General features: G+C 72.3%; 10 protein-coding genes. 2 read left to right on the top strand and 8 right to left on the bottom strand.

Annotated features, from left to right (window positions below; translation table 11 throughout):
- Positions 1–732: 732 nt before the first annotated feature.
- On the bottom strand, positions 733–1707 hold the full coding sequence (locus tag C1N81_RS07190) for an aldo/keto reductase (protein ID WP_394427857.1): 975 nt from the start codon (positions 1705–1707) through the stop codon (positions 733–735).
- A 409-nt stretch (positions 1708–2116) separates the two neighbouring features.
- Here C1N81_RS07190 and C1N81_RS07195 point away from each other — a divergent pair, with 409 nt between their 5' ends.
- Positions 2117–3415, top strand: a complete 1299-nt coding sequence (locus C1N81_RS07195) for a YrhB domain-containing protein (protein ID WP_394427858.1) — start codon at positions 2117–2119, stop codon at positions 3413–3415.
- Positions 3416–3529: 114 nt separating this feature from the next.
- Here the strand turns inward: C1N81_RS07195 and mnhG are convergent, their stop codons facing one another.
- From mnhG to C1N81_RS07230, 7 genes are all read right to left on the bottom strand, one after another.
- A complete protein-coding gene (gene mnhG / locus C1N81_RS07200; protein WP_394427859.1) occupies positions 3530–3901 on the bottom strand; it encodes a monovalent cation/H(+) antiporter subunit G in 372 nt (123 codons plus the stop codon).
- A complete protein-coding gene (locus C1N81_RS07205; RefSeq protein ID WP_394427860.1) occupies positions 3898–4200 on the bottom strand; it encodes a monovalent cation/H+ antiporter complex subunit F in 303 nt (100 codons plus the stop codon). The genes mnhG and C1N81_RS07205 overlap by 4 nt, the downstream gene beginning before the upstream one ends.
- Positions 4197–4784: a Na+/H+ antiporter subunit E gene (locus tag C1N81_RS07210; RefSeq protein ID WP_394427861.1), complete on the bottom strand. Its 588-nt coding sequence runs from the start codon at positions 4782–4784 to the stop codon at positions 4197–4199. The genes C1N81_RS07205 and C1N81_RS07210 overlap by 4 nt, the downstream gene beginning before the upstream one ends.
- A complete protein-coding gene (locus C1N81_RS07215) occupies positions 4781–6532 on the bottom strand; it encodes a Na+/H+ antiporter subunit D (RefSeq protein WP_394427862.1) in 1752 nt (583 codons plus the stop codon). The genes C1N81_RS07210 and C1N81_RS07215 overlap by 4 nt, the downstream gene beginning before the upstream one ends.
- Positions 6529–7164, bottom strand: a complete 636-nt coding sequence (locus tag C1N81_RS07220) for a Na(+)/H(+) antiporter subunit C (RefSeq protein ID WP_394427863.1) — start codon at positions 7162–7164, stop codon at positions 6529–6531. Before C1N81_RS07220 ends, C1N81_RS07215 begins: the two co-directional genes overlap by 4 nt.
- The gene (locus C1N81_RS07225; RefSeq protein WP_394427864.1) at positions 7161–10067 is read right to left on the bottom strand and encodes a Na+/H+ antiporter subunit A; all 2907 of its coding nucleotides are present in this window, start codon (positions 10065–10067) and stop codon (positions 7161–7163) included. Before C1N81_RS07225 ends, C1N81_RS07220 begins: the two co-directional genes overlap by 4 nt.
- A gap of 118 nt (positions 10068–10185) precedes the next feature.
- Positions 10186–13008 carry a helix-turn-helix transcriptional regulator gene (locus tag C1N81_RS07230; RefSeq protein ID WP_394437782.1) on the bottom strand — a complete coding sequence of 941 codons (2823 nt, stop codon included), beginning with the start codon at positions 13006–13008 and terminating at the stop codon, positions 10186–10188.
- 188 nt (positions 13009–13196) lie between these two features.
- Between C1N81_RS07230 and C1N81_RS07235 the strand changes: the two genes are divergently transcribed.
- Positions 13197–14111, top strand: a complete 915-nt coding sequence (locus C1N81_RS07235) for an MBL fold metallo-hydrolase (RefSeq protein WP_394427865.1) — start codon at positions 13197–13199, stop codon at positions 14109–14111.
- The last annotated feature ends 10 nt before the right edge of the window (positions 14112–14121 follow it).

Consider the following 14121-nt stretch of genomic DNA (forward strand, 5'->3'; position numbering starts at 1 on the left):
GCCACGGCGCGCAGGCCCGGGGTGCCCTTGCTGTCGCTGCTCCCTTCCGCGCCGGTGGCGAGGAGGTCTTCGCCCGAAAGGGCGCGCTCAGGAGCTCTAGGGAGAGCGGAGGGGAATGGAGTGAGTCGATGAAGCAAAGTGGAGACCCTTGAACTGGGGCCCCGCCGGACAACAGGCGTGCCGAGAGCACTCCCCTACGAGAAGGGGGGCAGGCAGGCGAAGGTCAGGACGAGGCCCGGGAGGTGAGGATGGTCCGGGCGCCGCACGCAGCGGGCGTCTCCACGACAGTCATCAACACACCTCCTCAGTCTCCATGAGCGAACTGGTCGTCCCTCTCACACCTACGCTAACACCCTCCGTGAACGTGAACGAGGGTCCGATCGGGCGGCATCTTCGAGACGTGGATCACCGATGCCGTCCGAGGAGCAGCGGGACCGCGGACGCCGTGCGTCACCGCGGGGTATGTACGGGAACCATACGTACCCCGGTCTCGTCTGGGGCTGTCTCGTCTGGGACGACCCCGGTAGGCCCGGCATGGTGGAGGCGTTTGCGCATTGGGAGCCGCTGCACTGAGGAGCGGGATTCTCGGCTGAGGGCGCAGCCTTCGTCCGGCCCGCGCCGACGTGAGGGGACCTCCCTCCGGGCACTCCCCCACCGAACCGTTCCCTCCGCGCGCTCGGCGCGGAGGGAAGGAAGCGGCTGGATGGCGCCCCTCAACCCAAGCGGCTGTTCTCAGCGCTCCATCAGGCGCATCTGTGCCTCGTTGTGCGTGTCGCCCGCGGCCGGCGGAAGGCTGGTCAGCCGGGCGAGCTGCTCGTCGGACAGCCGCACCGCGTCGGCGGCGGCGTTCTCTTCGACACGCGCGACGCGCCGGGTGCCGGGGATGGGCGCGATGTCCTCGCCCTGGGCCAGCAGCCAGGCTAGTGCGACCTGTGCCGGGGTGGCGCCGATACCCGCGGCGATCTCCGCGACCTGGTCGGCCAGCCGCAAGTTGTGCTGGAAGTTCTCCTCGGCGAAGCGGGGGTTGTCGGCGCGGAAGTCGTCGGCGGCGAACTGCTCCGTGGAGCGGATGGTCCCGGTCAGGAAACCGCGGCCGAGCGGCGAGAAGGGGACCAGGCCGATACCCAGTTCGCGCAGCACCGGCAGCACGTGGGCCTCGGGGTCGCGGGTGAACAGGGAGTACTCGGACTGCACCGCGGTCACCGGATGGACGGCGTGGGCCCGGCGGATGGTCTCCGGTCCGGCCTCGGACAGGCCGATGTAGCGGATCTTCCCTTCGGCCACCAGCTCGGCGAGGGTGCCCACGACGTCCTCGATGGGCGTTCCCGGGTCGACGCGGTGCTGGTAGTAGAGGTCGATGTGATCGGTGCCCAGCCGCGCGAGGGAGCCCTCGACGGCGGTCCGGATGTTGGCGGGGCTGCTGTCGGCTCCGCCTTCGCGTCCGGTGTGGGAGACCAGGCCGAACTTGGTGGCCAGCACCGCGTCGTCGCGACGGCCCTTCAGCGCGCGGCCGACGAGTTCCTCGTTGGTGTACGGGCCGTAGACCTCGGCGGTGTCGATCAAAGTGACGCCCAGTTCGAGGGCGCGGTGCAGGGTGCGGACGGACTCGGCGTCGTCGCTGCCCGCGCCGGTGTAGGCGGCGGACATGCCCATGGCGCCCAACCCGATCCGGGCCACCTCCAGGTCACCGAGCTTGATGTGCTTCATGGCTTCCTCTCTCCTTGTCCGCGCGGAGCGCTGGTGCCGCTGCGCTGTCGTGCTCCCGCCGGGCAGCCGCTACGGAGCCCCGGCGCAAGCCGGGCGGGCCCGCAAAGTCGGCCCTGCGAGAAACACAACAGGTCGAGCGTACTCACCGTATGGGCGGCGGAAGCGAAGAGCGCACCGCCATACCGTCGACCGGACCGCCATACCGTCGACACCATCGACCGGACCGCCGTACCGTCGACCAGACCGCACGCCAGGTGTGCACCTGCTTCAACCACCGCCCACGAACCCCTGGTTCACCGCTCCATCGTTGCGAGCGACGACGCGACGGTGTGAGGATGTCGCGCACGGCACACACCCGCACGCTCCCACCACCGCCGGTAGCCGGCCCCCAAGTAAGGCGCACTCGTAGATGTACACCCCTGATCAGGCCGCGTCCGCCTGGCTCCACCAGCTCTATCGCGGCCTGGTGGAGCTGGCGGCGCCGCACCCGGTGCACGAGAGCGCCACGGCCTGGCTGTTCCCCTGCCGCACCGTGCCGCAGTCCGGCTTTCCGCAGACGCCCATGCTCGCGGCGTCGGTCGTCGTGCCCAAGGACGGCGGCGCCCCGTTCCACCCGTCGCCCAGCGCCCCCTTCGCGGACCTCGCGCCGGCCGCGTCGTACGACGAGGCGCTGGCTCGTGTCCAGAACCAGCCGCGCAGGATCAACGCCCGCGGCTGCCTGGTCACCCTGCACTCGATGATCGACCGCGCCGCGTCGACGCCTCTGCCCTGGCAGCCGTCCGACGAGGCGCCGGGGTGGTGGGCCCGGCTGCATCAGCGTTACTTCCCCGACTTCGCCCCGGTCCCGGTCCCGGTGAGCAGCTGGGACGACGTAATCGAAGCCGTCGCCGAAGGCGGGCCCGATACGCGCGGCGTGGTGTGGGTCCGCCGGGAGGCCGCCGGTCATGAAGTCACCGGCAACCTGATCTATGCGCACAACAACCAGGGCCGTGTCGTCTTCCTCGACCCCCTCACCTCCTCCCTGGCCCGCCTCGACACCGGCAACGTGCGCGAGATCGTTCTCCTGCGTTCCGTGCCGCGGCCCACGCCCGCGCCCTGGGAAGGGGCCGCACGCGACTTCGAGGCGGGGTGTGCCAAGGCGCGGCAGTGGCTGCACAGCGTGTACGGCGGTGAGGTGGAGCTGGTCGGGCCCGGCCCCGGTGACGAGACGGCCCGCGGCTGGGTGTTCTCGTGCGACACCCGACGGCATCTGCGGGAGGGCCGCTGGCAGGACACGCTGCTGGACGCGACCGTGGTCGTGCCGAAGGAGGTCGGCGCACCGTTCCACCTGCCCAACTCCGCGCCATGGGCCTGGCTCGCGCACTGGGATCAGGGGCGTACCCCGGGCACCGGAGCGCTTCCGGCGCCGCCCGCACCGGGGCGCGCGTACTGGTTCGAGCCGACGCTGGCCGAGCTCGGACCCGTGCTCTCCGCCTCCGAGCACCGGGGCTGGCAGTCGGCGCTCGATGAGGTGTCCACGTTCCCGGCGGGGTCACGGAGCCTGGTCTGGGTGCGACGGACGGACGGGCGCGGCCGGGAAGCGGCCGGCTGGCTGGTGACGGCGCTGACCACGGAGACGCGCGTCCTCCTCATGGACGGCTCCTCCGACGAGCCGGTCTCTCTGGACGAGACGGGCCTACGAGCTCTGCACGTGATCCGGTACCGATGACGAAGACCCGGTGATCAGCGCACAGGGACGGTACGACGCCGGGTCAGGGCCAGGGACCCTACGCCCCGGGGCACCCCGGGGTCACCCCCAGGTCACCCCCAGGTCACCCCCGGGTCAGGCCTCCGCGTCGCGGCTCACCCGTAGCGCGTCCGACTCCGCGAGTTCGTCGTAGAGCAGGGCGTCGTCGCCGGTCTGGCCGGTGCGGTAGGCGACGCGGGCCACCAGATGCGCGGCGACGGGGCTGGTCAGCAGTTGGAAGAAGACGACCAGGGCGAGCGTGCCCAGGTCGGCCCAGGAGCGCAGGCGCAGTGCGACGCCCGCGGTGAGCAGGAGGATGCCCAGGGTCTGCGGGTTGGTCGCGGCGCTGCTGCGGGTGAGGACGTCGGGCAGCCGCAGCAGTCCGAGGACGCCGGACAGGCAGACCAGGGCGCCCACGAGCAGCAAGGCCGCGCCGGTGAGGTCGGCCGCGAGGTGCCAGTTGTTCACGGGCGCTCCTTCGGTGCGGGCTCGGCGGGGCGGTCGCGTACGGCGATGAAACGGGCGATGCCGACCGAGCTGGTGAAGCCGAGGAAGGCGATCACGAGCATGATCGACAGGTAGTACCGGGTCCGGCTGTGCGCCGCCTGCACGCCGATTCCCGCGACCATGAGGGCCGCCGCGACGTCGACTCCCACTGCGCGGTCGAGCATGGACGGGCCGCGCCAGATGCGGATCAGCAGGAGGGCGCCCGCGAGCAGGATCACGGCGAGTGCGGCGTCGAGCAGAATGGTGTCCACCGAGGTCACGGCCCGGGGTCCTTTCGTCGGGGCGGTACAGGTTCGGGGTCCGCGGCGACACGTTCGATCTCCGCGCGGGTGCCGAAGGCTCGTACGACGAGGGCCTCCAGGCGCCACACGTCGGTCCGGGTCCGGTGCAGGACGGCCGTGTCGTCGGCGTCGGAGATGTGCAGGTACAGGATGGCGGCCGAGCCGTTCACCTCGACGAGGACGCCGCCCGGCACACAGGAGACGGCGACGGCGGTCGCCGCGATCATCAGGTCCGTGCGGCAGCGCAACGGGACGGCGATCACCGCCGCGGGGCGCCGCCCGCCGCGCAGGGCCTGCCGCGACACCGAGACGCTGGACGCCACCATGTCGTAGACGAGGTAACCGGCGAGGCGCAGGATGCCCAACGGGCGCAGACGCAGGGCGAGTTCGACGCTGGGCAGGGGGAAGACCAGGCACAGGACGACGGAGACCACGATACCGCTGACGAGGTTGCCCCAGGTGGGTCCCGACCAGAGCAGCATCCAGATGACCGTGAGCCACGCGATCAGCGGTACGTCGAGACGGCGGGTGCGGACTTTCGCGGCCGGAGGTCTGGTGGTCACTTCCTCAGCACCGCCTCCACGTAGGGGGTCCTTGCCAGCAGTTCGGCGGCCGAGCGGTCAGCAAGGCCGGTCAGTGGCGTCGCGAGCACGGTGTAGGAGAGACCGAGGAGAACGGCCGCCACCGTCGCCGCGGTCATCGCGCGCGGCATCCGGGCGGTGGTGCGGACGCAGGCGACCGCCACCGAGCCGCCGCCTCTGTCGACGGACGCACCGGCCGAAGCGGTGACGGACGTGTCGACGGACGTACGGACAGACGCACCCGGGGCGCCATGGCCATACGCGGAGTCGCCGAAGTCGCCGGAGTCGCTGGAGTCGCTGGAGTCGCTGGAGTCGCTGGAGTCGCTGGAATTGTCCGACTTGCCCGAGTCGTCGGAGTTGTCGGAGTCGTCGCGGTCCTCCAGCACGCTTCCCTCCCTCGGGAGGTCTGCGGGAGCGGCCCGCCAGAACGCCAGATTCCACACCTTCGCCATGACGTACAGCGTCAGGAGGCTGGCGACGACGCAGGCCCCGAGCAGGAGGTATGCGTAGACCCCGGCGTCCGCCGCACCGGCCCGCATCAGGGCCAGCTTGCCGAGGAAGCCCGACAGGGGTGGGATTCCGGCGAGGTTCATGGCGGGCACGAACCAGAGCGCGGCGAGCAGCGGAGCGGCGCGGGCGACGCCGCCGAGCCGCGTCAACTCCGTTGTCCCGTACCGCCGTTCCAATAGTCCGGCAGCGAGGAACAGAGTCGTCTGTACGGTGATGTGGTGCGCCGTGTAGACGATGGCGCCGCCGATGCCGCCCCGGCTGCCGAGCGCGATCCCGTACAGCATGAAGCCGATGTGGCTGACGAGGGTGAAGGACAGCAGCCGTTTGAGGTCGGTCTGGGCGACGGCGCCGAGGATGCCGATGACCAGGGACGCGAACGCGACGACCATGAGCACGGCGGAGAGCCGGTTGCCGGGGAACAGCAAGGTCTCGGTGCGCAGGATCGAGTACACGCCGACCTTGGTGAGCAGCCCGGCGAAGACGGCCGTCACCGGCGCGGGCGCGGTCGGATAGGAGTCGGGCAGCCAGGCGGCGACCGGGAAGGCGGCCGCTTTGACACCGAACACGGTGAGCAGCAGCACCTCGAGCATCGTCCGCACGCCGAGCGGGAGTTCGGGCAGGCGGACGGCGAGCTGCGCGAAGTTCGCGGTGCCCGTGGCGGCGTAGGCGACGGCGATGCCCGCGAGGAACACCAGGGAGGAGACGAGGGAGACGACGACGTACGTCGAACCGGCCCGCAGGCGCGGTTCGGTGCCGCCGAGGGTGAGCAGGACGAAGCTGGCCATCAGCATGATCTCGAAGCCGACGAACAGGTTCAGGAGGTCGCCGGCGAGGAAGGTCAGCGACACGCCGGAGACGAGGACCAGGTAGGCCGGGTGGAAGACGGCGATCGGGGCGCTCTCCTCCCGGTCGGCCATGTCCTGGCCCAGGGCGTAGACGAGCACGATGAGGGTGACGGCGCCGGAGACGGTCAGCATCAGCGCGGCGAGCCGGTCGGCGACCAGGGTGATGCCGAGCGGCGGGGCGAAGTCGCCGAGGTGGACGACGTGCGCTCCGGTGCGGTCGGCCTCGACGAGCAGGACGAGGTCGACCACGAGCACGGCGGCGAGCACGCCGACGCCGATGATGCGGTGCAGCAGGCGCAGTCGGGGCCCGATGAACATGCTCAGGCCGCACGCGGCGAGCGGCAGCACGACGGGCAGCGGGACGAGGGCGTTCACGACGGGTCGTTCTCCTGCCGTGCGTCGGGGCCGGGGGTGTTGGGGTCGGGGGCGGTGTCATGGCCGGCGTCGGGCTCCCGCTCGCGCCCCGCGGCCTGGTTCGGGTCCGCGCCGAGGATGTCGTCCCACAGATCCCCCGTGGCGTCCCGGGCTCGCGCCTGGTAGGCGCGGTCCAGGCGGAGCCGGTGCCGTTGTTCGCGGCGTTCCTCGCGCCAGGCGCCCAGCCCTTCGCCCCGGTAGCGCTCGCGCAGCTCCGCACGCTCCTCGGCGATCTCCGCGCGCAGCACGACGCGCCGGTCCTCGACGTCGTCGGGCACGAAGTCGGAGCCGGTCAGCCGGCCGCTGCGGTAGGCCATCGCGAGCACGAACGCCGTGGTGGCGAGCGTGATGACGACGGCGGTCAGGGCGATGACCTGCGGCAGTGGGTCGGTGACCCGCGCGAACGCGACGCCGGGGTAGAGGAGCGGCGGGGCCCCTGCGCGGCCGGTGGTGGTGAGGACGAACAGGTTGACGCCGTTGCCGCAGACGATGACGCCGACGAGGACGCGCGTCAGGCTGCGGGTGTGGATGAGGATGCCGCCGACCGCGGTCAGGACGACGGCGCAGACGAGCAGGGTCAGACTGACGGTCACCGGGCGCCCTCCCCCTCCGCGCGGTCCCCGGCGAGCGCGAGCCCGGCCCGGTGTTCCGTGTGCTGGTCGATCTTCGAGCCGAGGGCGCGGATCACGTCGAGGACCGCTCCGAGGACGAGGAGGTAGACGCCGACGTCGAAGAGGACGGCGGTGCCCAGGTGCCAGTCGCCGATCAGCGGCAGGTGTCCGTGCCAGGTGAAGGCGTGCAGCACCGTGCCGTCGGCGAGGCCGAGGAGGGCGACGCCCGTCGACAGGGTGAGGCCGAGTCCGGTGAAGAAGCCGGCGTGGACGGGGGCGGCGGCGGCCAGTTCGTGGCGGCCGCCCGCGATGTAGCGGATCATCAGGGCGACGCCCGCGACAAGTCCGCCGACGAATCCGCCGCCCGGCAGGTTCTCGGCGCACAGCAGCAGGTACACCGAGAGCGTCAGGATCGGGTGGAAGACGAGCCGGGCGATGACTTCCAGGACGACGGAGCGGTGTTCGGGCGCGAGGGTGTCCCCCGCCGTCAGCCAGCTGCGGCCCGGCGCGGTCTGCGTGTACCGGTCCGGCACCCGGATGGCGCGCGAGGCCAGGGACCAGGCCGTCACCCCGCCGGGCAGCGCGGGCGCCGCACCGGGCGAGGGCCCCTGTCTGCGGTGGACGTAGAGCAGGCTGGTGACGCCGAGCACGGCGACCGCGAGAACGGCGGACTCCCCCATCGTGTCCCAGGCGCGGAAGTCGACGATGATCGTGGCGACGACGTCCTTGAGGCCGTGGTGCGCGGTCTCCTCCGTCATCGCCGCTCCGGCGGGGACGGCGGTCCTGGCGCCCGCGGCCAGCCACACCGCGCAGGCGATCCCGGCGGCGCTGCCGAACGCGAGCAGTACCGCGGCCGTGCGGCGCCAGGAGCGTACGGCCTCGCCGAAGTTCACGGGGAGGCGCCGCATGACGAGGATCAGGACGACGGTCGAGACGGTCTCGACGCCGAACTGCGTGAGCGCCAGATCGGGCGCGCCCTGGACGACGTACAGGAGCGCCGTGCCGTATCCGGTGAGGCCCGCGAGGACGGCGGCCTTCATGCGGCGTTGCACGGCGAGGCACATCACCGCGCACGCGCAGGTCAGCGCGGCGACGGCGGCCTGCCACGGGGTGTCCCAGGCGCGGGGCGCGGGTGCGTGGCCCCAGGGCCGGTCGGTGGCCAGGACCGCGACGAGCCCGGCGAGCATGACGCCGAGGACGGTGGCGACGTAGACGGGCAGCGAGCCCTTCTGCACCGAGCCCGTGACCTGGAGCGCGGTGCGTTCCAGGCCGAGCACGGTGCGGCCGAAGACCTCGTCCGCCTTGGGCCAGGCGAACCGCCGGCCGAGTCCGACGACGCCGTCCCGGCCGAGGAACAGGACGACGCCGCCTGCCCAGGAGAGCGCTGACAGACCGAGCGCCGTGCCGAAGCCGTGCCACAGCGCGAGGTGGTACGGGTGCGCCGGGACGGTGTACTGCGCGGCGTACGCCTCGAACAGCGGCGCCACCAGGCCGATGCCAGGGCCGAGCAGGAGGCAGCCGAGGGAGAGGATCGCGGGCGGCGCGAGGAGGGTGGCGCCGACGCGGTGCACCGGGGTGTCGTCCAGGCCCGGCTTGCGGGCGAAGGCGCCCCACAGGAAGCGCAGCGTGTACGCGGTGGTCAGCGCGGAGCCGACGACGAGCAGGGCGAGCACCCAGCGCTCGGCGACCGTTCCGTGCAGCAGCGCGTCGAACGCGGCCTCCTTCGCCACGAAGCCGAGCAGCGGCACCAGTGCGGCCATGGATCCCGCCGCGAGCACGGCGACGGCGCACACCCACGGCAGAGCCCTCCCCGCACCCGAGAGCCGCCGCAGATCACGTGTCCCGGCCGCATGGTCGACGATGCCGGTGATCAGGAACAGCGGTGCCTTGAACAGCGCGTGGCCGAGGATCATCGCGACGGCCGCGAGCCCGGTGTTGTACGTGCCGTCCCCCGCGAGCACGACCAGGAAGCCGAGTTGGCTGACGGTGCCGTAGGCGAGGACGAGCTTGAGGTCGTTCAGGCGCAGGGCGCGCCAGCCGCCGAGCAGCATCGTCGCCGTGCCGAGGGTGAGCAGCAGCGGCCGCCACGGCGTGACGTCGGCGAAGGCGGGAGCGAGCCGGGCGACGAGGTAGACCCCGGCCTTCACCATCGCGGCCGCGTGCAGATAGGCGCTGACCGGGGTGGGCGCGGCCATCGCGTTCGGCAGCCACATGCTCAGCGGCCAGATCGCGGACTTGGCGAGCGCCCCTACGAGGATGAGCACGAGGGCGGCCGACAGCGTGTCGCTCGCGGCGGGCGGCGCGTCCAGGATCTCGGAGATCCGGTACGTACCCGCCAAGTGCCCGAGCATGAGCAGCCCGACGAACATGACGAGTCCGCCCACCGAGGTGACCGTCAGCGCCTGCAGCGCGGAGCGGCGGGTCGCCCGGTGCTCACTGTCGTACCCGATCAGGAGGAACGACAGGACGGTCGTCAGCTCCCAGAACAGGTAGAGGATCATCAGGTCGTCGGCGAGGACCAGCCCGAGCATCGCCCCGGCGAACCCGAGCAGGTTCCCGGCGAACGGCCCCAGCTGCGGGGTTCCGGGGATGAAGTACCGCGCGCAGTACAGCAGCACCAGCGCCCCTACCCCGGCGGCGAGCATCACCATGAGCAGCGCGAGCGCGTCGAGCCGGAACGCCACGTGGACGTCGTACGCCTCGACCCACGTCCACGCCTCGCTCCGCGCCCCACCATCCGTGACCGGGCCCCACTGGCACAGCGCCCAGACCAGCGCGGCGACGGGCGGCAGGGCCAGCACGACAAAGCCGCGCGGGCCGGCCCGGCGGATGAGCGGGGCGGCGCAGAGGGCGAGGGCGAGGTGGGCCAGGACCAGTACGGTCATGGATCATGCATATCGGCAAATATGGTACATACCGCGCGGGCGCGCCGAGGTGGGGCGCGGTTGCCCTGGATCCGGGGGTGGCGGTGGACGAAGCGGCTGCCGTCCCCGCCACCGGGCCTCACTGCCGGCGACCGGTCCGCGCGGACGGGGCGTCGAGGAGGTCGCGGAGTTGGGAGCGGGTGGTGATGCCGAGTTTGGGGAAGCTGCGGTAGAGGTGGGAGCCGACCGTGCGCGGGGAGAGGAACAGCTTCTCCCCGATCTCGCGGTTGGTCAGTCCGTGGGCGGCGAGTCCGACGATCTGCCGCTGCTGCGGGGAGAGTTCGGCGAGGGCGTCGGGGGCCGTGTCCGTGACGGTGAGGCCGGCCGCACGGGATTCGGTCCGCGCGCGCTCGATCCACGGGCGGGCGCCCAGGCGCCGGAAGATCTCCAGGGCCTCGCCGAGCGGCGCCCGCGAGTCCGCGATGCGCCGACGCCTGCGCAGCCACTCGGCGAGGTCGAGCAGGGTCTGGGCCCTCTCAAAGGGCCAGTGCGCGAGGGCCGGGTCCGCAAGGGCCGCCCGGAAGTACCGCTCGGCGTTCTCCGGCTCCCCGGGATCCGCCAGCAGGCCGCGGGCACGGTCGACCAGCGCGCGCAGACGGGGCGAGGCGTTGTCCGCGAGCAGACGTGCGCACCGCTCGACGATCGCGGCAGCGTCCTCGCGGCGCCCGCAGCGGACGGCCGCGGCGGCCAGATCCGCGACGGCCGGGTAGGAGGCGTGGTAGTGCACGGGCGCGCCGTCCGCCGTGAAGACGCCGCGGAGTTGGCCGTACGCGGTCTCGTACGCGCCCTCCGCCGCCGCGGCGGCGCCGAGCGCTCGGCGGGCGTAGACGGAGACCGAGCGGCTCTCCAGCGGATCGATCAGGGCGAGCGCCTCGTCGGCCCTGGCGCGGGCCGTCGCCGCGTCGCCCTGATAGGCCAGCACGGTGGCCTCCACGGCCGCCGCGCAGGCCGCGGCGTGGTCGAGGCCGGTAGCACGGCTCACCGCGGTGGTGCGGGCGCAGACCTCCCGGGCCTGGTCCCACCGTCCTCGTTCCACATAGGCCCAGGCGACCGCCCCGCCCAGCCCCTCCGGTAGCGCCCCTTGCGCCTTCCAGCGGTCGAAGGCCTCGTCGAAGACGCGGACCGCCTGCGGGGTCTCGTCCAGCAGCCAGGCCATGATGCCGACGGTGGTGAGCTGTTCCGGCCGCGCTTCCGCCTCCGCGACCAGCCCCGGGAGCAGGGAGACGCATACGCTCCTGTCGCCGGACGGGTCCACCACGGCCCGCACCCAGGTACGCGAGGCCGCGGACGAGACGTCTTCCGGAAGGCGCCCCAGAAGGTCCCGGACGCGCGCCAGCTGGGAATCCTCTCCGGAGTAGAAGCGGACCACGGCCGCGCCTGCCAAGAGGTCCAGCGCGGCGGCCGGCCGGGCACTCGCCCACTCCTCGGCGGCGTCGGTCAGTCGGGAGAAGACCGCGGAGTGACGCAGGGTCAGGATCGCCAGCCGTCCGCTCTGTACGGCGGCGGAGGCGAGCAGCGCCGGGTCGTCCGTACGGGCGCGTGCCGCGGCGGCCAGTTCCTCGACCCAGGCGAGGTCACCGGTGAACACGGCCGCCGCCGCGGCGTCGACCAGCAGCCGGGCGCTCTCCTCGCGCCGCGGCGCGAGTTCCGCCGCACGCTGGAGGGCTCGGGCCGCTGCCGCGTGGCCGCCGCGGCGTCGGGCCCGGTCGGCGGTCCGCTCGAGCTCGGCCGACACCGCCCTGTCGGGGCCCGGGCAGGCGGCGGCCAGATGCCAGGCACGCCGGTCGGGTTCGTCACGCAGCAGTGCGGCGAGCGTGCGATGCGCCTCGCGCCGGGCGCCCGCGGACGCGGCGTGATACACGGCGGATCGGACCAGGGGGTGGTGGAACCGTGGGCCCCGGCCGGTGCGCCGGACCAGCCCGGCCCGTTCGGCGGGCAGCCAGACGTCGTCATCGGCGTCGGACAGCCCGGCCGAGACGGCGATCGGGGCGTCGGCTCTGTCCATGGCCGCCAGGAGCAGCAGCGCCCGTGTCGTGTCGGTGGGAAGGCCGTCCGCGCGAGCGGCGAAGATCCGCTCCAGGCGATCGGTGAGAAGGAGCGGACCCGCGGTCGACGGCCCTGCGACGCCGAGGCCCTGAGCGGTGGCTCCCCTCGCGAGCTCCACCAGCGCCAGCGGGTTGCCCTCCGCTTGGTCGAGGACGCGCGTCCTGGCCTGACCGGTGAGGCTGAGCGGCTGCTGGTCGAGGAGCTGGTTCGCCGCGACGTCGTCGAGCGGCCCCAGGGTGAGTGTCGGCTCGTGCCGGTCGAATCCCGCGAGGTGCTCGCCGTCACGGGCCGCGATCAGCATCGTGACCGGTTCGCCTTCCAGTCGCCTGGCGGCGAAGGACAGTGCGTCCAGGGAAGCACGGTCGAACCATTGCGCGTCGTCCAGCACCAGGAGAACGGGCTGCCGTTCCCCCAGGGCCGACAGCAGGCTCAGCACGGCGCCCCCGAGCAACAGCGGATCGGGGGTACTCGTATCCCGCGACGTGCCCGGCCCCGTACCCAGGGCGTCCTGGAGCGCGGTGCGCTGCCTCTCCGGCAGGTGGTCCGCCTCCGCCGACAGCGGCCGCAGCAGCTGATGCAAGGTGGAGAACGCCAGCTTCGACTCCGACTCGCTGCCGTCGGCCCGCAGCACGCGCGTTCCGCCCGCTTCGGCCCGACGTGCCGCACGGGCCAGCAGGGCGCTCTTGCCCGTGCCCGGGGCGCCGAGCAGCATCACCACCGGGTCGGTCGAAGGCGCCTCCACCGCGTGAAAGAGGCGTTCCGACTCCGCGTCCCGGCCGACGAACGGCTCGAACGGTGTGCCTCGACCCGGCCGCGCTCCGGTGACCGCATCGAGGTCGCCGCCGCGTTCATCCACGAGGATCTCCAGGAATTCTGCTCGCGCGAACGGAGCCGCCTTGCCGTGCCCGCCCAGGTTACAAGTGGCGGCGCCCGACGCTCGGTCCGGGCGCACAGGTGCAGTCACGTGACGGATACCGCGCCCGCCGAGGCCGCTCGTACGGTTCAGGAATTCCTCTGCATCCCCTGAGAATCGCAGGACATTTCATGGATCACATCACGCTCGGCAATGTCGGTGTCACCCGCGTACGGGAATACTTCGGCTCCGTCGACATGACGCCCGGCACTTTCTTCCCGGACAGCCCGCAGAACGTGTGGGAGGACTCCGCCGCCTGGCTGACCCCGCACTTCCTGAATTCCGGGACCAACCTCGTGAACTCCGCGATCCAGACCTGGCTGCTGCGCAGCGAGGGAAAGAACATCCTCGTCGACACCGGCGTGGGCAACCACAAGGAACGCCCGTACTCACCGGTCTGGAGCCACCTCAGGACGGACTTCCTGGCCGGTCTCGCCCGGGCGGGAGTCGAACCCGAGGACGTGGACATCGTCATCAACACGCATCTTCATGTCGACCACGTCGGCTGGAACACCTACCTGGACGGCCGGGAATGGGTGCCCACTTTCCCCAACGCCACCTATCTGATGCCGAAGGACGACTTCGACTTCTGGAACCCCGAGAACGGCCACAAGCCGCTGCTCGGCCGCGGCAATCAGAACGTGTTCGAGGACAGCGTCGCCCCGGTGCACCGGGCAGGCCAGACGCTGCTGTGGGAGAACAGCCACCGCATCGACGGCGACCTGCGTCTGGACGCGGCCCCCGGGCACACCCCCGGCTCCTCCGTCCTGACCCTCACCTCCGGAACGGACCGCGCGGTGTTCGTCGGCGACATGCTGCACAGCCCGGTGCAGATCCTCGAACCGGACGTCAACAGCTGCTTCTGCGAGGACCCCGCGGGCGCCCGCGCCACCCGCCGCAAGGTGCTCGGCCGGGCGGCCGACACCAACGCGCTCGTGATCCCCGCGCACCTGGGCGGCCACGGCGCCGCCGAAGTCGCGCGCGAGGGAGACAAGTTCGCCATCAAGGGCTGGGCGCCCTTCGCCCCGTACACCGAGCAGGCCTGAGCCCCCGCGG

This window comes from Streptomyces sp. SGAir0957 (genome assembly GCF_043523415.1).